Source organism: Gaiella sp. (genome assembly GCF_035710885.1).
Lineage (GTDB): Bacteria > Actinomycetota > Thermoleophilia > Gaiellales > Gaiellaceae > Gaiella.
In genome coordinates this window covers 40,805-64,057 of sequence record NZ_DASTCS010000037.1, presented here as the reverse complement: position 1 = coordinate 64,057, position 23,253 = coordinate 40,805, and the positions used below count along the sequence as shown (strand labels likewise).

Below are 23,253 nucleotides of genomic sequence, written 5' to 3'. Positions count from 1 at the left end.
CGGCCACGCGCCCGTCCGGGTTTGGCGCGGGAGTCGAACGGCTACGTGCTCCATGCCGACCGAGCCCGACGGGAGGAGGCACCGTGTTCGCCAAGACCAAGGCATTCAGCGGCTTCGCGGTGGACGACATCGAGAAAGCCCGCACGTTCTACGGAGAGACGCTGGGGATCGAGGTGTCGGAGGAGAACGGGATGCTCACCCTCCACCTCGCCGGCGACCGTCCGACACTGATCTATCCCAAGGAGGATCACGCGCCCGCCACGTACACGATCCTCAACTTTCCCGTGGACGACATCGACGCGGCCGTGGACGAGCTCGGCTCACGCGGAGTGGAGCTCGAGCGGTACGAGGGCTTCGACCAGGACTCGAAGGGGATCGCCCGGGTCCCCGGACCACGCATCGCGTGGTTCAAGGACCCGGCCGGGAACGTGCTCTCCGTGATGGAGGCGTAGCGCGCCCTACAGTCGTCCCGGGCTCGTGTCGTCGCGCTCGGGTACCCGTGACGGTGCTCCGAAAACCTCTCTGCGACGTTTGAGATCGGCAGGAGCGGGACACATCGCTCCCATGGTCGAGCAGCTTCCCGAGCCGCCGGTCCCGCCGGGAGAGCCGCCCGAGCCGCCGCTTCCCGACCCGAACCCACCGGAGCCGCCCCCACCGCCTCTTGCCGCGAGGGACGTGTGTCGAAACCGCTCGAGGCGGGTACCTCCAGGAGGACGACTCACGCCTGAAGAGACGACTTACGCCTACCGGAAGGAAGCGCAATGGATTCGGATCGCATCGAAGGAAAGGCCAAGCAGGCCGAGGGCGAGGCCCAGGAGGGCTGGGGCGAGCTCAAGGACAAGGGCCGCGACCTGGTCGACGACGTGAAGGACAAGCTCGATCGTGACGACGAGTCGAAAGAGGATGACGATGAGCGGGAGCCCCTCGGGGCGAGCTGAACCGCCGGTGCTCGGGGTGGGCTTCGTGCCCACCCCGAGTCCCGAAGGCGGGAAGGCGCCTCCGACTCCACGGAGGAAGCGCTCGCCGGCCGAGCGCGCCCTCGTCGGCAGCTCTCGGCCGACACATTTCGCAGTGGAATCGACGGACGGCGGCCACGGAGTCGCCGTCATCGCGGTCAGGGGAGACTCCGACCTCCACACCGCCCCACATCTGCGACGCGCGATCACGGTCGCGCTCGACCGCGGCGCCTCGGCGCTCGTGATCGACCTCACCGACGCGACGCTGGTGGACTCGATGACCCTCGGCGTGCTTCTGGGGGCGCTGAAGAGGCTGGGACCGACGGGCGGCAGGGTGACGGTCGTGTGCCCCGCGCAAGGCATCAGGCGGATCTTCGAGATAACGCTTCTCGACAGGCTCTTCTCGCTCCATCCGGATCGTGAGGCCGCAGTCGCCGCCGCGAGCCTGACGCCGTACGGCGCGCCGGGTGAGCAGACGGTTTAGGCGCAGGTGGCGGGGGGAACCGTGGTCGAGCGCGCGGCTCACGTCAGGGCCGGCGAACGGACGAGGAGGCGAAAGTGGAGCTTGGATACGCGATCTCGAGCGAGGAGCATCGACCGCTCGACCTCGTGCGGAACGCTGCGCTGGCCGAGGAGGCCGGCTTCACCTTCGCGCTCGTCTCGGACCACTTTCACCCCTGGACAGACCGCCAGGGGGAGAGCGCGTTCGTCTGGAGCGTGCTCGGCGGGATCGCGCTGGCGACCGAGCGGCTCGTGGTCGGTACCGGCGTCACCTGCCCGACCATCAGGATCCACCCGGCGATCGTCGCGCAGGCGGCCGCGACGGCTGCCTCGATGCTGCCGGGGCGCTTCTTCCTCGGCGTGGGCACAGGCGAGAACCTCAACGAGCACGTCCTCGGGCAGCGCTGGCCCTCGACCGAGATCAGGCGCGAGATGCTCGAGGAGGCCGTGGACGTGATGCGCGATCTCTGGCGCGGTGAGCTCACGAGCCACCGCGGGCAGCACTACACGGTCGAGAACGCCCGCATCTACACGCTTCCCGAGGAGACGATCGACGTGATGGTCGCCGCCGGTGGCCCCGAGGCGGCCGAGCTCGCAGGACGGATCGGCGACGGCCTGGTGGGGACGTCCCCCGAAGGCGGGCTGCTGGCAGCCTTCGACGAGGCAGGCGGCAGTGGCAAGCCTCGATACGGGCAGGTCACCGTGTGCTGGGCGAGCCGGGAGGCAGACGCGCGTCGCACCGCGCTCGAGTGGTGGCCGAACGCGGCGCTCCAGGGCCCGCTCGCGCAGGAGTTGCCGTTGCCGTCGCACTTCGAGGCCGCATCCGGCATGGTCGGCGAGGACGACGTCGCGGGGGCGATCGTCTGCGGCCCGGATCCGGAAGCCCACATCGCCAAGATCGACGAGTACCGGAAGGCCGGCTACACGCACGTCTACCTCCACCAGGTGGGCCCCGAACAGGAGGGCTTCCTCCGCTTCTGCACGTCGGAGATCCTCCCGCACTACGAGCGCGTGGCGACAGGCGCCGTCCAGCGGTGACGCGCCGGGCGACAGGCCTCGATGCGCCTCGCCGGGCGTCCCTGCTCGGTCCGGGAGCGTAGGGATTGCCGCGCCGCGGCGGCTGGCGAAGGCTCGGTCGCCGAAAGCCGTTCCGGTACGTCGACAGCCGGGGGGAGCGGATCACCGACGAGCGGCACATCGAGCGCATCGAGAAGCTCGTGATCCCGCCCGCGTGGCGGGACGTCTGGATCTCTCCCAACGCGTCCGCACGGCTCCAGGCGACCGGCGTCGACGCGGCCGGACGGCGGCAGTACCTCTACCACCCCGACTTCCGGGCCGCGCAGGAGCGCGCGAAGTTCGATCGGCTGGTGCTCTTCGGGGAACGGCTCCCGGGGCTGCGCGAGCAGGTCGCACAGGACCTCGAGCTCGGGCCGTACGAGCGCGACTGGGCCTGCGCGCTCGGCGTCACGCTCGTGAACCGCGGTTGGTTCCGGGTCGGATCGGAGCGATCGGCCCGGTCGAGCCGGACATACGGGATCACGACGCTCTCGAAGCGCCACGTCTCGGTACGCGGCCGTCACGTCGTGTTCCACTTCCGCGCCAAGCACCGCATTCTCGTCCGGACGACGCTCGTCGACGCGGAGCTCGCCGAGGCGGTGCGCGCGCTCCTGCAGTACGACGGCGGCGCCCGCCTGCTGCGGTTCGACCGCAACGGGGCTCCGGCGAACCTCACGGCAGCTGCCCTCAACGCCTACATCGCCGAGCACCTCGGCGAGACGTTCACGGCGAAGGACTTCCGGACGTGGGGCGGCACCCTGTCCGCAGCGGTGGCGCTCGCGGAGCACGGCCCGCCGGACGAGACGACCGACGAGCGTCGTGTGCTCGCATCGGTCATGCGCCGCGTCGGCGGCGAGCTCGGCAACACGGCGGCAGTGGCCCGCGCCTCCTACGTCAGCCCGGCCGTCGTCGAGCAGTGGCGGGAGGGCCGGACGCTCGAGCACTTCCGTGACCGCAAGCTCCGCGTCGTCTCCGGACGCAACGGCGGGCTACGGGAGGAGGAGGCAGCCCTCGTCAGCCTGCTTCGCTCCTGGCGCATCCGCCGGGCGCAGGCCGCCTGAGTGGTGAGGGGCCGACGGGCGCCCCGTCGGATTCGCACGCAGACGGCCGGGGTAGACCGCACCCATGGGCTACACGCCGAGCGACGAGTTCCCCGACCTGATCGCGACGATGAAGAAGGCGGCCGGCGCGCTCCGCGACGCCGACGTGGAGTTCCTCCTCGGTGGAGGACTTGCTGCGTGGGCGCGCGGAGGGCCGCCCACCGACCACGACGTCGACTTCCTCGTCCGCGAGGAGGACGTCGAGCGGGCCTTCGAAGCGCTCGAGGAGGTCGGCATGCGCACGGAGCGCCCACCCGAGGGCTGGCTCGTCAAGGCATACGACGGCGAGGTCCTGGTCGACCTCATCTTCCACCCGGCCGGCGGACCGGTGGACGACGGCCACTTCGTCCGCGCCGCCCAGCTCGAGGTCGCAGCCCTCCCCCTCCTCGTGGCGTCCATCGACGACGTCCTCACGACGAAGCTCCTCGCCATGAGCGAGCAGGACCCCGACTTCCGGCCCGTGCTCGAGATCGCCCGCTCGCTCCGCGAGCAGATCGACTGGGACGGCGTCAGGGCCCAGGTCGAGGACGCGCCGTTCGGGGCCGCCTTCCTCACGCTCGTGGAGCGACTCAGGATCCTCCCGGAGTCGATCCGGGCGCCTGCCTGACCGCCCATCCGCATCCGCGCAGACGATTCGATCCAGACCACTGAGTAGCCGGCCCGTGCGTCGCAACGGCGGCAAGCGGCGGGCGCCCGCCGTCAGTCCGCGATCGGTCCCGGATCAGCTCCGCGACGTCCAGCACGAGATCGGGGTCGAGCTGGTCGGGATAGGCCGGCGAGCGCACCTCACCGACTCCGACGCAGACCGCGTCGTTGAGTCGCCGGTACTGCTCTGCGTCGCTGAGATGGAAGACCGGCCGACGATCTGCCGCCGTCCCGCCGGGTACGCACGCCCGTATCCGTGGAACCTCATGGTCTCGATGCGCCGGCGGCGGACCTCAGAGCAACATCGACGTGCGGCCGGAGGAGGCTGCCGGGACAAGAGACGCATGGGATGACGCGGTATCTGATCTCGTTCGATGCCCACGCAATGGACCACAATGTCCCTCGACCACCCAGCGGGGACGACCGCCACGTCCTCACGGGTGCGTCAATCGTTCGATGCCGCAGAAGACCCTGCACACCGCGCGGCTCACGCTGGTGCCGCTCGCCGACGAGCACCTCGAGCTGGAGGTCGAACTCGACTCGGATCCCGAGGTGATGCGCTACCTCAGCGGTCGAGCAAGCTCACGCGAGGAGGTCGAGGCCAACCACGCGCGACGGATGGATGCCGCGCAGAAGATTGATGGACTCGGCTTCTGGATCGGGCTCGTCGACGACGAGTTCGTCGGCTGGTGGACGCTTCAGCCCGCCCACGGCCCCGACCAGCCCAATGACCCGGGTGTGGCCGACCTGGGCTATCGCCTGCTTCGGCGTCAGTGGCGCAAGGGATTCGCCTCGGCGGGGGCGCGGGAGCTAGTGCGCTATGGCTTCGATGACGTCAGGCTCGACAGGATCATCGCCCAGACCCTCTCCGTCAACGCGGGCTCGCGGGCTGTGATGGAGCGGGCCGGCCTCACCTACGTGCGGACATTCCCCAGCTCCATCACCGCGCCCGTGGAGGGCGTCGAGCAGGGCGAGGTGGAGTACGAGATGACGCGCGAGCAGTGGGAGCGCCGTGCGACGTAGCTCGAGAGCAGGCGCTCGGCGGTCCGGTAGCAGAACGGTCTTGACGGTGCAGACCGATGACCTGTCTGTCGTGCGTCACTACTGACGAAGAGCCTGCTCGAACCGCGGGTCGTCGCGTACCGCAGCGAAATCGTCGTCTTTGCGCGCCTGGTCGCGGAAGGACGGGTGCAGCTCCACGGACCGCCTGAGGTGGGCGAACGTTTCGTCGCCCGTGTCTCCCGCGAGCGTGGCGAAGCACGCGTAGTTGTAATGGAGGCCGGGGTGGTCCGGCGTGTGCTCGAGGCCTCCGCGAACCGCTTCGACTGCGTCGGCATAGCGCTTGTCACCGTAGGCAACCATCGAGTCTCGATGGAACGACCACGCGTCACCCCAGTCGAGCGCCTGATACGCCTCGCCGGGGGTGGCGCCGAGAGCGAGGACGGTTCCGTCGCCCGTCGCCTTCCGCTGCGACTCCGGCCGGACGAATACGAACGTTCCTGCGGGCGCGTCGACCGTCTCGCCGTCGATCTCGAAGGTCGCCTTGCCGTCGAGCACGATGTACAGCTCCTCCTGACCCGACCCCGACTCGTCGTGCTCGCTGACGAGTCTCCCGTCCTCACCGGGCGTGTAGGCGTTGATCCCGAATGCGCGGATCCCGAAGTGCTCGCGCACGGGGATGTCCCTGTCGCGACGCTCGATGTCGTCGAGGCGCGCCACCTGCCACATCGGCCTGTCGTTCATCCGTATTCACCTCCGAGTTGCGCGGGTCGGGAATCGTCGATCGTAACCGCCGTCGAGCGGCCCGCATGATCTCGCGACAGGTGCGGCCCTGGCCGTCTCTGCGGACGAGGCCCGGTCTCCACCCACATCAAGCCCTCTAGTTCGGGCGGGGAACCTTCGGCCCCCCTCCCGCGTGCGTGAGCCACGTCGGAGCGGCCAGCGCGAGCACGAGCCGCTGTCCCTCGGTCGCGCCGCTCCCGAGCTCGTCGTACGTGTACGCGACGTCGCCGCCGATGACGACGAGCCCGTCGGGCGTGTCGACGAGGACGCTCTGATGGCCGTCTGTGTGGCCGGGCGTCGGCAGCAGCCGGATGCCGGGAAGCACCTCCGCCTCACCGTCGTGCTCGACGTAGGTCGCACCCGGGAAGTCGACCCACTCGGGTGGGTCATGAGGCCCTTGCAGCTCGAGTCGCTGGACGTGGATCGGCACACCCGGAAACAGGCGGTTGCCGCCGCAGTGGTCGAAGTGCAGATGGGTGTTGATGACGCACACGACGTCTCGGGGGATGTTCTCCGGCATCGGCACGGGCGCGCCTTCCTCGTCCAGCTCCGGCGTCGAGTCGAGCATGCCGGTGTCGACGAGGACGAGGCCGTCGGCGTGCTCGATCGTGTGCACGTAGACGGGTAAGCCCGCGAAGGTGGCACCGAGGTGAGCCGTAATCGCGTTGGCGGAGAGCTTGGGGTCATCCTGGTTGGGCACGTAATCCTCCAGATCGCTGGTGGTGGATCGGCCGTCGGTGTCGAGACTGCGATCGGGGACGGAACTCATCTGTTGGTTCGACGGGCGGCCCGGGATGGGAATCGCGGCCTCCACGCGGCAAGGATCGCCGTCAGGGCAGCGAGTATGCCTCGGCGGTCGGTTGGGCGGGCGTTCGGGGACAACCCATGAGCGGGACACGGCACAAAGCGCGATGATCAGACCGTGGAGCTTGTCGAGCGCCTCCCGACGGCCGACGAGTACATCGAACTACTGCGCCGAGTTGGGTGGACGTCGCCCCCGGTCGAGGACTGCCATCGTGCCCTGGGTGGGAGCCTCACGGCGATCTGCGCAGTGGACGAGCGCAAGGCGGTCGTGGGCATGGGACGGCTTGTCGGCGACGGCCGGCTGTACTGCTTCGCGGTCGATGTCGTTGTCGATCCGGATGCCCAGGGACAGGGGATCGGCCAGGGAATCATGGACGCCCTGGAGGCACTCGTGACGCGACGACAGCTCGGTACACGGCTCGACCTCGTGGCAGCGCCTGACGTGGTGCCTTTCTACCGGCGACTTGGGTACAGCCAGCTTCCCAGCGACTTGATGAGAAAGCCTCTCTAGCCTGCTCCAGCGTGCAGGCATGCTCCCCGAAGATCGCGCTCTAGGATGAAGGGCGTGTCGCTGCCCGTGACGCTGCCCCTCATCGACCACTTGGCCCTGCGAGTCCGTGACGTGAGGCGCAGCCGCACCTTCTACGAGCAGGCCCTCGAGCCGTTCGGAGTGACGGTGGTGGAGAGCTCGCAGGGGCCCGGGTTCGCCATCGAGGGCGGTGGAGATTTCTGGATCGGGGAAGGGGAACCCCCGGCCGCTCCCGTTCATGTGGCCTTCGCCGCAGCCGACCGAGCCACCGTTGACAGGTTCCACCGCGCTGCTGTCGAGGCCGGCGGCCGCGACAACGGCGCGCCCGGTCTTCGCCCGCATTACCACGCCGGGTACTACGCAGCGTTCGTCATCGACCCGGACGGGAACAACGTCGAAGCGGTCTTCCACGGGGACCGCCAGCTGCCGGCCGCGTGACGCTCGCTGGGCCAGTGTTCCGGAATGACGCCTGCGCGTCCTCCGATCTGAACCGACACCCAGGCGCTCCAGATGTACGCGGTAGTCTGCTGCCCGGGGGAGCCTAGGAGAAGGGTCGATGGCTTCGACTACCTCCGCCCCAAAGGCAAGAGGAACTGTGTGATGCGCAGGGTCGTGTCCTGAAGGCTTGCGCGCGGCCGAGGTAGCGAGAGCGAACACGCGCCGCTCGTTCCTCGGCTGGGCCGGCGTGCTGTCGCCAGGGCGGGTCGGGGCGACCGCGGCCCGTGCCGGCGAGCCGAGCCGGGTCGACAGGTGTGGATTCGACCTCCCGGGGGTATCACGTCCGTGACCCCGAGAGAGAGGTGATACGGATGCCGGTGTGGGCCTGGATCCTGATCATCGTGTTGCTCGTGCTGCTCGTGACCGGCGGCGTCGGTTACGGCAGGCGCTAGCAGCGCGGCACTGCACGGTCGTGAGCGGGCGCCCTTCGGCGCCCGCTTTCGCGTCTCTAGGCTGCCTCGCGCAGCCCGTCGATCTCGCGGTCGACTGCGAGGTGCTCGAGCGCCTCGGTCTCCAGCTGCCTGACGCCCTCGGCCGACATGCCGAGGATGCGGCCGGCCTCCCGAAGGGAGACGGGCTCCTCGCCGGCCAGCCCGTAGCGCAGCTCGATGACGCGACGGTGACGCTCGGATAGGCGACCGAGAGCGCGGCGAAGCGCATTGTCGCGAAGGCTGACGAGCACCTCGTCCTCCGGGCCGGGCTCCGCCGAGCGGGCGACGAGGTCGCCGAGGTGGGCGCCGTCTCCGCCTTCGTCGCCGACCGGCTTGTCCAGGCTCGTGACGGACCGCGCCGCCTCCTGCACCTGGCGGTATTCCTCGTCCGTGATGCCCGCGGCAGCGATCACCTCGGCCTCCGTCGGCTCTCTTCCCAAGCGCGCCGCGAGCTCGCGCTGTGTCCGCGCGAGCTTTCGCTCGCGGTCGGCAACGTGGACGGGGAGACGGATCGTGCGCGACTTGTTGGCCACGCCGCGCTGCACCGCCTGGAGGATCCACCACGTCGCATACGTCGAGAACTTGAAGCCCTTGCGGTGGTCGAACTTCTCGACCGCGCGGATCAGGCCGATGATGCCCTCCTGGATGAGGTCGAGCAGCGACAGGCCGTGACCCTGGTAGCGCTTCGCGATCGAGACGACGAGCCGGAGGTTGGAGTTGATCATCCGCTCCTTCGCCTGCTCGTCGCCGCGCTCGACCCGCTTCGCGAGCGCGACCTCCTCGGCCGCGGTCAGGAGGGGCCAGCGGCCGACCTCGTCGAAGAACAGCTGCAACGCATCGGTGGTGGCCGAGGCCAGGTCACCGTTGTGCCACGACGGCGGGTCGGCCTCCGCACGCCCCGCGTCGTCGTGCACGACGATGCCCCTCTCCTCCGCTTCCCCGTACACGCGCCCGGCCTCCTCGTCCCCGAGCCCGAGCTCCTCGACGAGACGCTGGATGTCGGAGAGCAGGAGCTCACCTGCCACCTCCCCACGATCGAGCAGGTGCGCTACTTCTGCGCGGTGGTCGCTGTCGGCCATGCGAGACCTCCGATGGGAGCCTACTCCGCGCCGTGAGGGCTACGTGGACGACGCGGCGACGACGCACGAAGGAAGCGGGCGTCGGCGGTCTCCTCGACGAGTGACCGCAGGAGCCCGGCCATTCCGCCGGTCGAGAAGGCGGTGCGCTGTCGCGTCGCGCCGCCCGCCTCGAGGATCGACTCCACGCCCTCGAGTGCATCCTCGTCGCCGGCATCGCGGGCGATCGGTCGCAGCCGCTCGACGGTAGCGCGGGCGACGTCCGCGAGTGGACGCGGCTTCCCACCATCGAGGAGATTTGCGTCGACCCCGTCGCGGGCGGCGCGGAACGCCGACCACGCGAGCGCTTCGCTCGGCTCGTCGGGGCCGTGGGGCGTGCCGTCCGCCGCCTCGAGCACCAGCGCGCGCACCAGCGCCGCCAGGGCGGCGACGTTCTCGACGGATGCCTGGGCGTCCATCTCGCGCAGCTCGACGGTGCCATATCTCGGGTGGAGGCGGAGGTCCCACCAGAGGAACGTCGCCTCGTGCAGGCCGGCCGCAGCAAGAGTCGCGGTCGTCAACTCCTCGAGGTCGTCGATGTCGCGCAGCACCCGCGGGACGCCCCGGCCGGGATATGCGCGGGAAAGGGCGAATCGGGAGCTGGCCATCCCCGAGTCGACGCCGAACCAGAACGGGCTGTTCGCGGCGAGGCCGAGAAGGAGCGGGACATGCGGACGCAGCGCGTTGAAGGCGCGGATCGCGGCGTGCTCGTCGGGCAGGCCGACGTGGACGTGGAGAGCCGACTCGGGCGTGCGCCGGAGCAGCCCCCGCAGCTCGTCGGCGACGAGCTCGTAACGGCTTCCGGGCACGAGCTCCGCATCGCCCCACGCGGCCGCCGGATGGAGGCCGCTGCCCATGAGCGTCGCTCCCGCCGTGAGTGCCCGCTCGCGGAGGGCCCCGAGGGCCGCGACGGCGTCCCCGACCGAGGACGACGGCGGCGACCGCAGCTCGATCTGCGCGGAGTATGCGTCGTGGCCCGCGACAGCCGGATCGGCCTCCATCGCGTCCAGCACGGCCCTGGTGACGGGAGCGAGCTCGAGCGAGTGCTCGTCGACGAGCAGGAGCTCCTCCTCGATGCCGACCGTGGGCTCGGACCCGAAAGCGAAGCTGCTCATCCGGCCTCGAGTGCGCGTGCTGCCGCCACACGGCCGAGGACCAGGGCCGCGGCGAGACCACTCGAGTAGCCACCGGTGGCGATGCCACCCACGTCGTTGCCCGCTGCGTAGACGCCCGGGGCGGCCCAGGCGTGTTCGTCGACGGCGAGACCGCCGAGCGTCGTCGTGATGCCCGCCACGACCTCGACCGTCACGTCCCCCGAGCCGCGGTGGACCGGCGCCCCCGCCCGTTCCGCGGCCGCGACCATCTCGCCGACCGTGCGCTCCCCCACCCGCTCCGCGAGCCGTGCTCTAGCGACGCGGTACGCCGCTCGGGCGCCCGGCCGGCGAGCCGTCCACTGGACGACGTCGATCTCCGACCAGGTCGTGGGCTCGTACGTCTCGCCGTCGCTCTCGACGACGGCGTGGTGGGCGTACAGCTGCGCGAGCGGGACGAACTGCGCCTCGTCGATCCGCGCCGGCGGCGCCGGCATGTTGCGCCCGTAGAACTCCTCCATCCCCGTCGTCGCGGCGGCTCCCGCGGAGCGACCGAGCGCGAGGCCGTCGCCGGTGCTCCATGGGGTGGCGCGGAGAAGGAGGCTGTCGGCCTCGGGCGTGATCCGCTCGCGCACGAGATCGCGGTCGGCCTGGAACCCGCCGGTCGCGAGCACCACGGGCGTGCCGTCGGGAAGCTCGCGCAGCGGCTCGCCGAGCCGGAGGTCGCCCACGCGCCTCGCCAGCGCGTCCGTCAACGAGCGGGTGTCGAAGCGCGCGCCGACCGTCGCGCGATTGCCGGTCGAACGCGCCACCACACGCGCTCCGAGCCCTGCGAGCCAGGCGAGATCCCCGTCGAGCCGCTCGTGGACGAGGCGCTGCAGCTCGGGCTTCCCGCCCGGGCACTCTCGGCGGAAGTCCTCGAGCTCGCGGTGCCGCCACACGACACCGCTCGAGAGGAGCATCGACCCGCCGGGCCTGCTCCCCTTCTCGTGGACGACGACGCGCGCACCCCGCTCCGTCGCTTCGGCCGCGGCGACCAGCCCGGCCATGCCGGCACCTGCGACGACGAGGTCGGGCATGGCTACTCCAGCGAGAAGCCGGGCTTGTGCTCGACGTACTCGAGCCTGATCCGATCAGGGCCGCGGAGGAACACCGCAAGCGTGTTGGGGGCGTCGACGAAGTCCTCGATCGCGAGGCCGCGCGTGCGCGCCTCCCGCTCGACGTCCTCCGCGGAGTTCACGAGGAACGCCAGGTGGTTCAGCAACGGGCGCTCTCCTTCACCCGCGTTGCCCGACTGCAGAACGACCTCCCGGTCACGGACGCGGAGCCGCTCGCCGTCTCGCTCGAGGCCCAGCTCGGCGAGCTCCGCCGCCGTGGCGACCGGATCGGGGACGCGCAGCACGACGTGGTCGAGATCCGCGACCTCCGTCGTGTCGCTCTCGACGACCGTCAACGGCAGCTCGGCCGCATCGACCCGGAGCGCGCCCTCCCCGTTCGTCGCCGGGACGTTCGCCGACACGAGCCGTTCTCGGACGTCGTCGAGGCTCGGAACACGGAGCACGATGCGCTGGAGCACCCCAGGCTGCCGCGGGCCCTCCGCGGCGAACAACGTCACCTTGCCGCGCCGTGCGTCCCCGCCCACCAGCGTAAAGGTGTCCGTGCGGTCGATCTCGTGCATCCCGCAGCCGTCGATCAACAGCGTCGCGACCGCGTCTCGATCGGACGCCCATAGGGCGACATGGTCGAACGACGTGACCTCCACCGCTCGGGCATACCCGTTCGGCGGCACCGTCAACCTCTCGTGCCCGGGCGCTCGACGGACGCCTGGTCGACTGCTCTCGACTCAGGAGGTCGCCCTGGCGAGGGCGCGGGCCACGTCGAGCGTCGAAAGGATCCCGATCGGACGGTCCCGATCGTCGGCCAGCACCACGAGGTGGGTGACCCCGTGCTGCTCCATGAGGTGCGCGGCGTGCAGCAGGCTCGCCCGCCCCCGCACCGTCACGACCTCCGTGCGGGCTGCGCCGACCGCGGGCCCCGCGAGCTGCTCGCCGCGCGCGGCGGCGGTCACGAGGTCGAGGTCGGAGACGATGCCCCAGACCCCCTCCGAGTCGTCCTCCTCGTCACCCCAGACGACGACCGCGTGGATGCCGACGTTCGCCATCATCCTCGCGACGTCGCGGAGCGTCGCGCCGGGGTGGCACGTGATCACTCCCGGGTGCATCGCCTCGGACACGGGCCGAAGCGCCAGCACCGGTTGCGTCGAGGGCTCGGGCGTGGTCGTGGACGCGGGTGAGACGAGCATGTCGTCGGTCATCGTGAGCCTCCCGGCGTCGCCCAGCACGACATTCGCATGCCCCGATCTTCTCCCGTCTCGGCCCCGGAGGCATCGGGGACGTCACGCCTCCCGGCTTCGGCGTACTACGGATCGCAGAGCATCCTGCCCGGGCAGCGAGCCTCACTCGCCCACCGGCTCCGTCACGCGCGAGGTTTCCGGCTCGACCGCCGAGGTAAGCACGCCGCAACCGAACCCGAGGAGGTCACGATGCGCGAGCACGACTACGAGTACGACTACGGCCGCCGGCCACCACGCGAAGGCTCGGAGTACGCCCGCCGCTCGAGGGGGCGGTACGAGGTCGAGCGCGAACTCGGTGGACGGGAGCCGTACGAGGACTACGAGCGCCGAGGGCGCGAGCGCGGGTACCCGGCACCGGGCGCCGATCCGTACTCGTACGGGAATCGACGAGGATCCCAGTCGGACTGGCCCGAGCCCCGCTCATGGCGCGAGCGCGACTGGGTCCGCGATCGAGGCGCGTACGAGTCCGAGCGACAGCCGTACGGCTACGGGGGATACGAAGCTGACGAGCGCAGCGGCGTCGGGTTCGCCGGGTTCGAGGACTTCGAGGGCCGGTCGCAGCTCGACCGGCCGCGCAGCGGTGTCGGCTTCAGCGGGTACCGCGAGGCAGGCTCGCGGATGCCGCGCGACCGCGGCTGGGGCGAACGCGAGGCCTACGGGCAGCGGTCACGCTCCGACGAGCGAGACTGGCCGATGGCCGGCCAGTTCCGGGGCCGCGGCCCCAAGGGCTACCAGCGCTCGCGCGAGCGGATCCTCGACGACGTCTCCGAGCGCCTCGCCGACCATCCCGAGATCGACGCCTCCGAGATGGAAGTCGACGTCCAGGGCGACGTCGTCTTCCTGCGCGGGAGGGTGTACGACCGCGGGCAGAAGCGTATGGCGGAGGACGTCGCGGAGTCCGTGAGCGGCGTGCGTGACGTCCGCAACGAGCTGGACGTCGAGAAGGGGATGCTCCAGGAGTTGACCGATGCGGTCACCGGGCGTTCGGACGAGGAAGAGCGCTCTGCCGACACCCGCACGAGGCCGCGCAAGGCATCCGTGTAGGCGACGCAGCCGAGCGAAGCGGAGAAGCGGAAGGGCGGCCGTCCCGGCCGCCCTTCCTCGCGGAGCTCCGGGTTTCTCGTTTCCGATCCGGGGTATCGCGACTGGACGCACATCGACCCAGAGCGAAAGACGAAAAAGACGAAGGAGTGTGTGATGCCTCCACGCGGTGTGAAGAAGGGCACGAAGCGCGCCCGCCAGTACGAGCACATCAAGGACTCGCTGAAGGAGCAGGGGCGCTCCGAGGACGCGGCCGAGGAGATCGCCGCCCGGACCGTGAACAAGGAGCGGGCGCGCCACGGCGAGGCGCAGGAGTCGTCGAGGCTCTCACGTGAGGACATCTCGTCGGGGCGCCGGGGTGGCCTCCGCGCCCATCGCCAGGGACCTCGGGGGCGCACGCGCGATCAGCTCTACGAGGAGGCGCGGGCGAAGGGCGTGAAGGGGCGCTCGAAGATGACCAAGGCCGAGCTCGCCCGCGCGGTCGGCTCACGAGGGTGAGAAGGGTCTTCGCCGAGCGGAGTGCCGCCCACCGGATCACGGTCGAGGTTCCGCACGATAGGTTTCTCGCCGATCCGAACGGGGTATGCGTTCGAAAGCGGCGATGAGGACGGGGATGAGCGAAACCGAATCGACCGACTTCGGGGTCGAGACGATTGATTCTGACGGCCAGGTGGTCATTATCGCCGTCCACGGCCAGGCGGACCTGCACACGGCCCCCGAGCTCCGCTCCGCGATCGGCGCTGCACTCGACGGAGGGGCCAAGGGCCTCGTGGTCGACCTCTCCGAGGCGACGTTCGTCGACTCGACGACCCTCGGCGTCCTGCTCGGCGCCGTCAAGCGGCTCCGGCCCTCGGGCGGCAAGGTCAGCATCGTCTGCGCCGACCCGCACGTGCGGCGCATCTTCGAGATCACGCTGCTCGACCGCGTCTTCTCGCTGCACGGTGACCGCGACAGCGCCCGCGAATCTGCGGGCGGTGGCGCGTGAGCGAAGCGCTTTCGCGGCACGCCGACCGCACCACCGTCGAGTTCCCGGCCGCCGACGGGTACCGGAGCGTAGGGCGGCTCGTCCTCGGGGGCGTCGCGGCGCGCTTCGAGCTCCCGATCGATCGCGTCGACGACCTGCTGCTCGCGATGGAGAGCCTCCTCATGCAGGGTCCGATCGGGGATTCGGTCCGGCTCGAGGCGGAGGCGACCTCCTCCGGGCTGCTCGTTCGGCTGGGCGCGTTCCCACCCGGACAGCTCGCCGACCCCGGGCTCCGACGGGTGCTGACACGCCTCGTCGACACCGTCGAGGAGCGCGCGGACGGGGAGGCGGCGACGATCGAGCTCGTCGTCTCCGCCGCGTATCGGGCCGAAGGAGGATGAGCCCGTTGACCCAGGACGTCGACTTCGTCGCCCTGATCGAGGAATACCGGGCCGGCAACGAGCAGGCACGGGACGCGCTGGTCGAGCGCTACATGCCACTGGTCCGCAGCCTCGCCGCCCGCTACTCCGGTCGCGGGGAGCCGCAGGAAGACCTCGTCCAGGTGGGCTCGATCGGCCTGCTGCTCTCGATCGAGCGCTTCGACACCGAGCGTCAGGTGCAGTTCACGACGTACGCGGTCCCGACGATCGTCGGCGAGATCCAGCGCCACTTCCGTGACCGCGCGTGGGCCCTCCACGTGCCGCGCAGGATGAAGGAGCTGAGCGTCCGGCTGACGCGCGCGGTCCAGACACAGACGGCCGAGCTCGGCCGCGCGCCGACGATCGCGGAGCTGGCCGAGCTCACGGGGGCGGAGGAGGACGAGGTGGTCGAGGCGCTCCAGACCTCCGAGGCGTACTCCACGCGGTCGCTCTCCCAGCCGCTCGGCCGCGGCGGCGACGACGACACGATGCAGGACGTGCTCGGCTCGCAGGACGAAGGCTTCCACGACGTCGAGAACAGCGTTCTCGTGGAGGCCGGCCTGGCCGCCCTGGACGAGCGGGAGCGCCGCATCGTCGAGCTTCGCTTCTTCGAGGGGCTGACCCAGTCCGAGATCGCCGCCCGCATCGGCATCTCCCAGATGCATGTCTCCCGGCTGCTGCGCCGTGCGCTCCACACCATGCGCGGCCGACTGGAGGACTCGATCGGGGACGAGGTGCCGTGAGCGCGAGCACCGTGACCCTCGTGATCCCCGCGAAGACCGAGTACCTCATCCTGGCACGCCTCGCGCTGGCGGGCATCGCGCGTGAGGTGCGGATCGACGAGACCGCCCTCGCGGACCTCAAGCTCGCCGTGACGGAGGCCTGCGGAAATGCGATCCGCCACGCCCACCCCTCGGGTCAGGGCGTCGTGAGTGTCCGTTACGCCGTCGAGCCCGGCTCGATCGAGATCCGCGTCGAGGACGAAGGCCCCGGCATCACGTCGGGCGCGGTTCCCCCCGAGCCGTCCCCGGACGAGCTCTCGGAGGGCGGCATGGGGCTGGCGATCATCGATGCGCTCGTGGACGAGCTCGAGATCGGCGCGCGGGCGGAGGCGCAGGGCACCCTAGTCCTCATGCGCAAGCGTCTCCTGCCGGCCTGACTCGCGCCCTACGGCGACGCGACGGCGGGCCGAGGGGGCGCGAGCATGTGCCCCACTGCTCGCCGCCCCCGAGGCCCGCGGTGAAGGTCAGGCCAGCGCCTTGGCGCTCTCGTTGCTCACCCGCGTCGAGATCTTCTCGACGAGCCGCAAGGCCTCCTTCTCTTCCTTGAGATTCGTGTCGAGCAGGTCGACGGCACGGTCCTCGCCCATCGCCTTGGCCATCCGGCGCAGCCCCTCGTAGGCGGCGATCTCGTAGTTCTCGGTCCGCGCCGCCGCGCCGAGGTCGACCGAGTCGATCAGCTCGGGGGACGACTCCTCCACCAGCTTGTCGTGCTCCGCCTTGAGGCCGTCGAAGCCGATGCACTGCTCGGCGTGGGGAGCCTCGCCGAGCTCCTCGAACACCTGCTTGAGGTTGGCCATGTGGCCGCGGGTCTGCTCGAGATGCTGCTCGAGCGCCTCCTTGAACTCCGTGTCCTGCACCTCGGAGATGAGCTTCGGAAGCACCTCGTTCGCGAGCGCGCGCTCCACGTAGAGGATGTCGCCGAGCTCGTGGAGGAACAGCTCCCGGGGGTTCGTGATCTGCGACACAGTCGATCCTTTCTCTCGTCGGTCCGGAGACTCCGGCGTACCCGCTTCCCGCAGGCGGGTAACTCGCCGCGACGGAACCGGGTTGCGCCGACGCCGCGAAACGCGGGATGATCGCACCAGACCCGCGTCCGGAGCAGTGGCGCGAGACCATCGACCGAGGAGCGTGGACATGGCAGATGGAACAGCCGGCCGGGGTGCCGCCGGGATCGGCCTGGGAGGCATTCTCGTGATCGCCGGGATCATCGTCGCGATCGTCTGGAGCCTCTGGGTGGGGATCATCCTCGCCCTGATCGGGCTCGTCGCCTTCGGTGGGTTCGCGAAGGGCCGGTGGTACTGAGCCTCAGGGCCGCGGACGGAGCGCGGCGAGGCTCGAGAGCGAGCGCGTATTGAGGACGTCGGCGCCGGTCGCCCAGCCCCTGCGTGCCGTTCCGACCGCGAGAGGCATGTTCGACAGGCCGCGCAGCGAGTGGGCGTCGGTCGACGCGACAATCGCGACGCCCGCCCCGACGGCGTGGCGGACATCGGCTCCCGACAGGTCGAGTCGATCGGGAAGGCCGTTCGTCTCGAGCGCCACACCCGTCTCCAGGGCGACCTCGCAGACCGCTTCGAGGTCGAGGGCGTTCGGCGGCCGGTGGTTGACAATGCGTCCCTTGGGGTGGCTCAGGCAGGAGGCGGACGGATGCCGCATCGCCTCCAGGACCCGCTTGGTGATCCGGTCGCGTGGCTCGCGTTGGCCTGCGTGCAGGCTGACCTGCACCCAATCGAGCTCGGAGAGCACGTCGTCGGGGAGGTCGAGCGAGCCGTCCGGGAGGATGTCGGCCTCGATCCCGCGCAGGATCCGGAAGGGTGCGAGCTCCTCGTTCGCCGCCGCGATCTCCTCGCCCTGGCGCCGCACGTCGTCGGCATCGAGCCCGGGCACGACGCGGACGTTGCGCGTGTGGTCGCAGATCGCGATGTACTCGTAGCCGAGATCGCGGGCCGCGGCCCCCATTTCCAGCACGGAGGCGCGCCCGTCCGACCAGGTCGTGTGACAGTGGAGGTCACCGCGGATCTCGGACAGCTGGACGAGGGGTGGAGGGTCTCCCGAGTAGGGCTCCTCGCGGAGCTCGGGTGGGAGCCAGGGCAGGCCGAGCGACGCGTAGACCTCGCGCTCGTCGGCGGCCATGGGGAGAGGCTCGAGAGCCTCCACGTAGGCTGTCGCTCCGGTCGCTCTGAGCAGCTCCGTGCCGAAGCTGGACGGCTCGGGCACGAACAGCTCGACCGAGACGCCTTCGACCGTGACGCCGACGGCGCGCCTCTCGGCGCGCTCGACGAGCGTGATCACGGGCGGCAGGCGCTCGAACGCATCGACGACGCGGCGCGGCTGGTCCGCCGCCACGACGACGGACAGCTCGAAGCACTGCTCCGCGTGGCGCCGTGGGTCGCCGGCCATCGACCCTCCCAGCGCGCTCGCGATCTCGCCGACCAGTGCCTGCGCGCGGTGGAGCAGCACCGCGCGGCGAGGCCGTTCGCGCGGCCGCTCGAGCCCGGCGAGCAGCCGTTCCTCGGTCTTCGGCCCGATTCCGGGTACGGATCGCAGACGTCCCTCGCGCGCGGCGGCGCGAAACTCGTCGGCCGTCCTCACCCCGAGAACGCGGGCGATCTCGCGCATCCGCTCGGGCCCAACCCCGAGCAGGCGCCCCAGCGCCACGAGCTCGGGTTGCACCGTGCGCTCGAGCTCGTCGAGCTCGGCGATCCGCCCTGTCTCGGCAAGCTCCCGGACGCGCGCGCCGATCCCCGGCCCGATGCCCCGGAGCTCGCCGACGCGACCACTCAACGCGAGCTCTGCGACCGAGGCCCTGGTCTCCCTGACGGTCTGGGCGGCGCGGCGGTAGGCGCGGGCGGCGTAGTAGCTCGAGCCGGCTAGCTCGAGCAGCGCGGCGAATGCCTCGAGACGCTCCGCGACGACGTCGTTGTCAGGAGCCTGCACCGCACCGACGGTCAGCCCGCCGGCTCCGCCTCGAGGGCGGCCTCGCGCGACGCGTAGACGGCGAGCACGTCTTCGAGGCCCGTGATCTCGAAAATACGCCGTGCCGGCGTCTCGGGTAACACGACTCGCATCTCGCCGCCGGCCTCGCGCACCCGGCGCAGCGCCCCCACCATCGTCCCGAGCGCGGTCGAGTCCAGGAAGGCGACGCCCGTGAGGTCGAGCACGAGGCACGGGTCGTCGGTGCCACCGAGCCGCTCGAGGGCGCCGCTCAGCAGGTCCTTCAGCCGCGGCGCATCGTGCGCGTCCAGCTCGCCGCGGAGGGTCAAAACGGCCATTCCGGCCCCGGAGTCGAGTTCGAGCGGCTCGTACACGCTTGCATCATGCCCGGGGGCGCCGCATGGCGCCCCCGGGAGCGGCTCTGTGCCGGCTCGACCTACCGTTCGACCAGCCGATCGCTGTCGCGGACGACCGTCTCACGCCGGGTGCCGCCGAAGCCGCCCCAGCTCGACCAGAACGCCAGGGAGATGAGCCCCCCGATTGCGCCCACGACCATCAGGATCACGCCGACGGTGTTGATGTCGACGCCGGATACCTCCGCGGTGACGGCCCAGGTGAGAATGGCCCCGACCGCGATCAATATGAGGCTGACGCCTATGCCCATTGCTCTTCTCCTCGCTCGCTTGAGGCTGGGTGATACCCCGATCCGGCTCTCTCGACACCCCTCGCGTCGGTGCCGACGGTCCGCGTGAGAGGTTTGGAGAACACCGGAGGCGGGAAACGCGCGGGAACGGAGGCGGCCGCCGGGGCAAGGCCCTCACCGCCCGATCGCCACCCGGCCGGCCGCCCCGACCGACCGATTCGGGGTCGCTCCAGCTAGTGGCGCAATGCGTCGGGTGCGCGGAGGGCGTCACGGGCGATCGCCAGGTCCGATACGAGCTGGGCCCGCATCTCGTGGCGCCGGTCGCCCGCCCGCAGGACCGCCGAAGGGTGGATCGTGACGAGGACCGGCTCCTCGAGCTCCGGCACGTCCACCACACGGCCCCGCAGCGCGGTCACCCGGGCCTCTCGACCGAGTAGCGCCTGCGTCGCCGTCGCGCCCAGGCAGACGACGAGCTTCGGCCGCACGTGCGCGAGCTCGAGCCGGAGCCAGTGGTCGCACGCGCGGATCTCGGTCCAGTTCGGCTTGTCGTGAATCCGCCGCGCGCCCTTCGGCTTCCACTTGAAGTGCTTGACGGCGTTCGTGACGTAGAGCCGCCGCTCGTCGACGCCGATCTCCGTGAGGATCTCCCGCAGCAGCAGGCCGGCGGGGCCGACGAAGGGCCGCCCCTCCTCGTCCTCCACGTCGCCCGGCTGCTCTCCGACGAGCATCAGCGGCGCGTCGGGGCGCCCCTCGCCGAACACGGTCTGCGTCGCGTGCCGGTACAGGTCGCAGCGCCGGCAGTCGGCGGCGTCCCGCCGGACGGCTTCGAGCTCGCGCGAGCGTGTCGCGACAGCGGTCATGCCATGGCTCCGGGCAGCGCGCGGCCACGCGATCCGGGCCGCGCCGCGAGGGCCAGCGCAGCGAGGAGCGCGTGGAGCGCCGCGTCCGCGAGGTAGATCGGGGAAATCCGCCGGCGCCACACGTAGACGACGTCGACGAGCGCGAACGACGCCGCCGACCCGCCCGCGAGCGCCACGGCCTCCGGCGACGGTCGCTCCTCGCGTGTCGCCGCGACGAGAAGCGATGCGCCGATGGCGGCCGCGAGCAGCCCGACCGTGCGAACCAGCCAGTAGTCGGTCTTGCGTCCCGTGACCGCCTCGAAGCTGCGCCGGTGGACGATCGCCCACGCGCCCGTCGCGACGTAGTACGCACCCTGGAGCCCGATCAGCTGCCGGCTGCTCCCGGGAGTCGAAGGCCGACTCCCACCGGCCACGGACGCCCGACGAGGACCATACGCAGGCACGCCTCTGTGTGCCCTCGCGCCGTGGACGGCAAACTCCGCAGCGGTCAGCCGTGGGAGAGCAGCCGGATGAGTGTGCGGGCGTTCTCGACCGCGAACCCTTCCCAGTCGTTGTTGAAGTAGGCGTACACGTCTCCCCGGGCGTCCTCGATCCGACGGGCCCACCGCCGCAACGCTTCCCGCCCGTACGCTCCCTCCCGCGCACGGCCCCGGTGGAACCGCAGATACGTCCAGTCGGTGGTGTCGACCCACGGCGTCGGCGGGCGGGGTGCGCGATCCGCGACGACGAGCGCGGCCCCCTGGTCCCCGAGGAGGGTGTAGACGTCGTCCGCGAACCAGCTCGGATGCCGGAACTCGAACGCGTGCCGGCCCGGCGGGAGCAGCTCGAGAGCACGCGCGAGGCGGTCGTCGTCACGCTGGAACGTCTGAGGGAGCTGCCAGAGGAACGGGCCGAGCTTGCCCGCGGCCCGCAGAGGCTCCAGCCGCTCCTCGAACCTGCGCACCCCGGCCTCGAGCTCGCTGAGGCGCTTCACGTGCGTGAGGTAGCGGCTGGCCTTGACCGCGAAGCAGAAACCGGGCGGCGTGGCCTCGGCCCAGCGTGCAACGGCCTTGGCCTGAGGGAGGCGGTAGAAGGTCGCGTTCACCTCGACCGTGTCGAAGAGCTTCGCGTACAGCTCGAGCCAGCGCCCGGTCGTGCCCCGGGCCGGGTACAGGCGCCCCCGCCAGTGCTCGTAGCTCCAGCCGGAGCAACCGATGCGCACCATCCGGCCGAGCGTTCCCCGAGGCGAGCGTGACCGAAACGCGCGCGGCCCCTTGGGGCCGACAGGCGGTTTCCAGCTGGTCGGCGCGGGTATCCGCGCTTCGGTGAGGGACGCGCTTCTTCTGATCGACGTCGTCAACGACTTCGAGCACGAGGACGGTGACGCGTTGCTGGCGTCCTTCCGGAGACGACACGCGAGGCTCGAGACTGAGCTCGAGAGCGCCCGTGGCACGATCCCGGTGGCCTACGCCAACGACGACTGGGGACGCTGGGACGGCGACGCTCCCGGTCTCGTACGAAGCGCGATCGAGGAAGGCCGAGGCGGCGACCTGGTCGCCACGGTGGCGCCCAGACCGGGTGACCGTGTGGTTCTCAAGCCTCGGTACTCCGCGTTCGACTCGACCCCGCTCGAGATCCTGCTGCGAGAGCTCGAGGTCGAGCGCCTGCTGCTCGCCGGCATGGCGACGGAGATGTGCGTCACCCAGACGGCGATCGCGGCCCGCGAGCTCGGCTTCAAGGTGACCGTCCTCGCCGGGGCGTGCGCCTGCGTCGACGAGCGCCTGGAGCGGATCGCGCTCGAGTACCTCAGGGAGGTCGCGGGCGTCTTCGTGGAAGCCTGAAAGGCGCACCCTGCGTCGTCCCCGACGACGTCCGACCCGGATTCCCGGCCGACCGCCCCGGCGATGGCGCCTTGCCTCCGCGTTTTGCGAGCCATGCCCTGGGTACCCATAGGAGGGATGGATGCGCCGAGCCAGATCCGGGCACCGAGTGGACCGCGCGAGGGCGACGATCGTCCCGTCCTGCTCTTCTTCTCGAATCGTCGCTCGGGTCCCGCGAGGCGGATGTCGAGCCTCGTGGCGTGGGTCGGGGTGACCGAGAAGAAGCGCCTACGCGTGGTCGAGATCGACGCAGAGCGTCACGCCGACCTGGCGGAGGCGCTCGAGGTCTCGACCGTGCCGTCCCTCGTCCTCCTCCGCGGACGGGAGATCCTCGGCCGCCTCGAGGGCCGGGCGACCGGGAACGACATCACGCGCCTGATCGGCCCGCACATCGCGACCCGCGCGTAGCCCAGAAAGGGCCCGGGCCCCTCTCGAGGACGTCAGCCGGTCAGGCCGCTGGACGGCTCGCGGCCGCCCGCCCAGCGATGACCGCGAGCAGCCGGCTCCGGCAGGCGCCTTCGCCCGCCGGAGCGGCCGGCTGGATCCCCCCTGGCGTGCCTAGAGCAGGACGATCAGCAGGATGATGATCAGGATGACGACGAGCGTTCCGACACCGATGTACACGTCAGTTCTCCTTTCTCAGACGAGCCACCACACGAGCAGCAGCGCGGCCGCGACGATTGCCACGACGGCCCAGATGACGAGTGCGACCCCACCCAGCAGCATGAACGGGGTCCCCGAGGCGCGACCCCGCGCAACGGCGGTCTCCGTCGGCCCGGCCGGATCAGTCGGCTCCGCCGAGTCGGCCGCGTCGGTCTCCCGCTGCGTGGTCCGGGTCTCGTCGACCATGCCCGTGAGATACCCGGGGCCGCACGCAGCGAAACGGCCCTGGC

General features: G+C 70.8%; 33 protein-coding genes. 18 read left to right on the top strand and 15 right to left on the bottom strand.

Features of this window, described 5'->3' with window-relative positions; all coding sequences use genetic code 11:
• Window positions 1-83: 83 nt before the first annotated feature.
• The 7 genes from VFO26_RS08240 (at window position 84) to VFO26_RS08210 (ending at window position 5,281) form a co-directional block, all read left to right on the top strand.
• Window positions 84-452 (top strand): VOC family protein, encoded by a 369-nt coding sequence (locus VFO26_RS08240; protein ID WP_325114457.1) that lies wholly within the window; start codon window positions 84-86, stop codon window positions 450-452.
• A gap of 309 nt (window positions 453-761) precedes the next feature.
• On the top strand, window positions 762-938 hold the full coding sequence (locus VFO26_RS08235) for a hypothetical protein (protein WP_325114456.1): 177 nt from the start codon (window positions 762-764) through the stop codon (window positions 936-938).
• Between the two features lie 133 nt (window positions 939-1,071).
• Window positions 1,072-1,440 (top strand): STAS domain-containing protein, encoded by a 369-nt coding sequence (locus tag VFO26_RS08230; protein WP_325114455.1) that lies wholly within the window; start codon window positions 1,072-1,074, stop codon window positions 1,438-1,440.
• 74 nt (window positions 1,441-1,514) lie between these two features.
• Entirely contained in the window at window positions 1,515-2,495 is a 981-nt protein-coding gene (locus VFO26_RS08225; RefSeq protein WP_325114454.1) for a TIGR03557 family F420-dependent LLM class oxidoreductase, read from the top strand.
• A gap of 65 nt (window positions 2,496-2,560) precedes the next feature.
• Window positions 2,561-3,574 (top strand): hypothetical protein, encoded by a 1,014-nt coding sequence (locus VFO26_RS08220; RefSeq protein WP_325114453.1) that lies wholly within the window; start codon window positions 2,561-2,563, stop codon window positions 3,572-3,574.
• 64 nt (window positions 3,575-3,638) lie between these two features.
• Window positions 3,639-4,220, top strand: a complete 582-nt coding sequence (locus VFO26_RS08215) for a hypothetical protein (protein WP_325114452.1) — start codon at window positions 3,639-3,641, stop codon at window positions 4,218-4,220.
• 494 nt (window positions 4,221-4,714) lie between these two features.
• Entirely contained in the window at window positions 4,715-5,281 is a 567-nt protein-coding gene (locus tag VFO26_RS08210) for a GNAT family N-acetyltransferase (RefSeq protein ID WP_325114451.1), read from the top strand.
• A 78-nt stretch (window positions 5,282-5,359) separates the two neighbouring features.
• On the opposite strand, the gene VFO26_RS08205 is transcribed toward VFO26_RS08210, so the two are convergent.
• Both VFO26_RS08205 and VFO26_RS08200 read right to left on the bottom strand, forming a co-directional pair.
• On the bottom strand, window positions 5,360-6,001 hold the full coding sequence (locus VFO26_RS08205; protein ID WP_325114450.1) for a TPR end-of-group domain-containing protein: 642 nt from the start codon (window positions 5,999-6,001) through the stop codon (window positions 5,360-5,362).
• Window positions 6,002-6,137: 136 nt separating this feature from the next.
• The gene (locus VFO26_RS08200) at window positions 6,138-6,809 is read right to left on the bottom strand and encodes an N-acyl homoserine lactonase family protein (RefSeq protein WP_325114449.1); all 672 of its coding nucleotides are present in this window, start codon (window positions 6,807-6,809) and stop codon (window positions 6,138-6,140) included.
• Between the two features lie 153 nt (window positions 6,810-6,962).
• On the opposite strand from VFO26_RS08200, the gene VFO26_RS08195 reads away from it, so the two are divergent.
• Window positions 6,963-7,355: a GNAT family N-acetyltransferase gene (locus VFO26_RS08195; protein ID WP_325114448.1), complete on the top strand. Its 393-nt coding sequence runs from the start codon at window positions 6,963-6,965 to the stop codon at window positions 7,353-7,355.
• A 54-nt stretch (window positions 7,356-7,409) separates the two neighbouring features.
• Complete coding sequence (locus tag VFO26_RS08190) at window positions 7,410-7,811, top strand: VOC family protein (RefSeq protein WP_325114447.1); 402 nt, start codon at window positions 7,410-7,412, stop codon at window positions 7,809-7,811.
• Window positions 7,812-8,319: 508 nt separating this feature from the next.
• Here the strand turns inward: VFO26_RS08190 and VFO26_RS08185 are convergent.
• The 5 genes from VFO26_RS08185 to VFO26_RS08165 all read right to left on the bottom strand — a co-directional run bounded on the left by VFO26_RS08185 (window position 8,320) and on the right by VFO26_RS08165 (window position 12,822).
• A complete protein-coding gene (locus VFO26_RS08185; protein ID WP_325114446.1) occupies window positions 8,320-9,381 on the bottom strand; it encodes a sigma-70 family RNA polymerase sigma factor in 1,062 nt (353 codons plus the stop codon).
• Window positions 9,382-9,401: 20 nt separating this feature from the next.
• Entirely contained in the window at window positions 9,402-10,532 is a 1,131-nt protein-coding gene (locus VFO26_RS08180) for a carboxylate-amine ligase (protein WP_325114445.1), read from the bottom strand.
• Window positions 10,529-11,587 (bottom strand): FAD-dependent oxidoreductase, encoded by a 1,059-nt coding sequence (locus VFO26_RS08175; RefSeq protein WP_325114444.1) that lies wholly within the window; start codon window positions 11,585-11,587, stop codon window positions 10,529-10,531. The genes VFO26_RS08180 and VFO26_RS08175 overlap by 4 nt, the downstream gene beginning before the upstream one ends.
• A gap of 2 nt (window positions 11,588-11,589) precedes the next feature.
• Window positions 11,590-12,270, bottom strand: a complete 681-nt coding sequence (locus VFO26_RS08170; protein ID WP_325114443.1) for a hypothetical protein — start codon at window positions 12,268-12,270, stop codon at window positions 11,590-11,592.
• An 81-nt stretch (window positions 12,271-12,351) separates the two neighbouring features.
• Complete coding sequence (locus VFO26_RS08165; protein ID WP_325114442.1) at window positions 12,352-12,822, bottom strand: cyclic nucleotide-binding/CBS domain-containing protein; 471 nt, start codon at window positions 12,820-12,822, stop codon at window positions 12,352-12,354.
• A gap of 228 nt (window positions 12,823-13,050) precedes the next feature.
• On the opposite strand from VFO26_RS08165, the gene VFO26_RS08160 reads away from it, so the two are divergent.
• The 6 genes from VFO26_RS08160 to VFO26_RS08135 all read left to right on the top strand — a co-directional run bounded on the left by VFO26_RS08160 (window position 13,051) and on the right by VFO26_RS08135 (window position 16,444).
• The gene (locus VFO26_RS08160; protein WP_325114441.1) at window positions 13,051-13,905 is read left to right on the top strand and encodes a BON domain-containing protein; all 855 of its coding nucleotides are present in this window, start codon (window positions 13,051-13,053) and stop codon (window positions 13,903-13,905) included.
• Window positions 13,906-14,058: 153 nt separating this feature from the next.
• A complete protein-coding gene (locus VFO26_RS08155) occupies window positions 14,059-14,400 on the top strand; it encodes a hypothetical protein (RefSeq protein ID WP_325114440.1) in 342 nt (113 codons plus the stop codon).
• Between the two features lie 115 nt (window positions 14,401-14,515).
• On the top strand, window positions 14,516-14,887 hold the full coding sequence (locus VFO26_RS08150) for an STAS domain-containing protein (protein WP_325114439.1): 372 nt from the start codon (window positions 14,516-14,518) through the stop codon (window positions 14,885-14,887).
• The gene (locus VFO26_RS08145) at window positions 14,884-15,267 is read left to right on the top strand and encodes a hypothetical protein (RefSeq protein WP_325114438.1); all 384 of its coding nucleotides are present in this window, start codon (window positions 14,884-14,886) and stop codon (window positions 15,265-15,267) included. Before VFO26_RS08150 ends, VFO26_RS08145 begins: the two co-directional genes overlap by 4 nt.
• A 5-nt stretch (window positions 15,268-15,272) precedes the next feature.
• Window positions 15,273-16,028, top strand: a complete 756-nt coding sequence (locus VFO26_RS08140) for a SigB/SigF/SigG family RNA polymerase sigma factor (protein ID WP_325114437.1) — start codon at window positions 15,273-15,275, stop codon at window positions 16,026-16,028.
• Window positions 16,025-16,444, top strand: a complete 420-nt coding sequence (locus VFO26_RS08135; protein ID WP_325114436.1) for an ATP-binding protein — start codon at window positions 16,025-16,027, stop codon at window positions 16,442-16,444. The genes VFO26_RS08140 and VFO26_RS08135 overlap by 4 nt, the downstream gene beginning before the upstream one ends.
• Window positions 16,445-16,531: 87 nt before the next feature.
• On the opposite strand, the gene VFO26_RS08130 is transcribed toward VFO26_RS08135, so the two are convergent.
• On the bottom strand, window positions 16,532-17,032 hold the full coding sequence (locus VFO26_RS08130) for a ferritin-like domain-containing protein (RefSeq protein WP_325114435.1): 501 nt from the start codon (window positions 17,030-17,032) through the stop codon (window positions 16,532-16,534).
• A gap of 169 nt (window positions 17,033-17,201) precedes the next feature.
• On the opposite strand from VFO26_RS08130, the gene VFO26_RS08125 reads away from it, so the two are divergent.
• A complete protein-coding gene (locus VFO26_RS08125; protein WP_325114434.1) occupies window positions 17,202-17,369 on the top strand; it encodes a hypothetical protein in 168 nt (55 codons plus the stop codon).
• Between the two features lie 3 nt (window positions 17,370-17,372).
• On the opposite strand, the gene VFO26_RS08120 is transcribed toward VFO26_RS08125, so the two are convergent.
• From VFO26_RS08120 to VFO26_RS08095, 6 genes are all read right to left on the bottom strand, one after another.
• Window positions 17,373-19,001 (bottom strand): helix-hairpin-helix domain-containing protein, encoded by a 1,629-nt coding sequence (locus VFO26_RS08120; RefSeq protein WP_325114433.1) that lies wholly within the window; start codon window positions 18,999-19,001, stop codon window positions 17,373-17,375.
• Between the two features lie 11 nt (window positions 19,002-19,012).
• Window positions 19,013-19,372, bottom strand: coding sequence for an STAS domain-containing protein (locus tag VFO26_RS08115; protein ID WP_325114432.1), 360 nt, complete (start codon window positions 19,370-19,372; stop codon window positions 19,013-19,015).
• A 62-nt stretch (window positions 19,373-19,434) separates the two neighbouring features.
• Window positions 19,435-19,662: a DUF6458 family protein gene (locus VFO26_RS08110; RefSeq protein ID WP_325114431.1), complete on the bottom strand. Its 228-nt coding sequence runs from the start codon at window positions 19,660-19,662 to the stop codon at window positions 19,435-19,437.
• Window positions 19,663-19,874: 212 nt separating this feature from the next.
• Window positions 19,875-20,501: a UdgX family uracil-DNA binding protein gene (locus VFO26_RS08105; protein WP_325114430.1), complete on the bottom strand. Its 627-nt coding sequence runs from the start codon at window positions 20,499-20,501 to the stop codon at window positions 19,875-19,877.
• The gene (locus VFO26_RS08100; protein WP_325114429.1) at window positions 20,498-20,914 is read right to left on the bottom strand and encodes a hypothetical protein; all 417 of its coding nucleotides are present in this window, start codon (window positions 20,912-20,914) and stop codon (window positions 20,498-20,500) included. The genes VFO26_RS08105 and VFO26_RS08100 overlap by 4 nt, the downstream gene beginning before the upstream one ends.
• 74 nt (window positions 20,915-20,988) lie before the next feature.
• Window positions 20,989-21,705, bottom strand: a complete 717-nt coding sequence (locus tag VFO26_RS08095; RefSeq protein WP_325114428.1) for a DUF72 domain-containing protein — start codon at window positions 21,703-21,705, stop codon at window positions 20,989-20,991.
• A gap of 100 nt (window positions 21,706-21,805) precedes the next feature.
• On the opposite strand from VFO26_RS08095, the gene VFO26_RS08090 reads away from it, so the two are divergent.
• Both VFO26_RS08090 and VFO26_RS08085 read left to right on the top strand, forming a co-directional pair.
• Complete coding sequence (locus tag VFO26_RS08090) at window positions 21,806-22,321, top strand: isochorismatase family cysteine hydrolase (RefSeq protein WP_325114427.1); 516 nt, start codon at window positions 21,806-21,808, stop codon at window positions 22,319-22,321.
• A gap of 63 nt (window positions 22,322-22,384) precedes the next feature.
• On the top strand, window positions 22,385-22,768 hold the full coding sequence (locus VFO26_RS08085) for a thioredoxin family protein (protein WP_325114426.1): 384 nt from the start codon (window positions 22,385-22,387) through the stop codon (window positions 22,766-22,768).
• Between the two features lie 231 nt (window positions 22,769-22,999).
• Here the strand turns inward: VFO26_RS08085 and VFO26_RS08080 are convergent, their stop codons facing one another.
• Window positions 23,000-23,209, bottom strand: a complete 210-nt coding sequence (locus VFO26_RS08080) for a hypothetical protein (RefSeq protein WP_325114425.1) — start codon at window positions 23,207-23,209, stop codon at window positions 23,000-23,002.
• Window positions 23,210-23,253 lie beyond the last annotated feature (44 nt).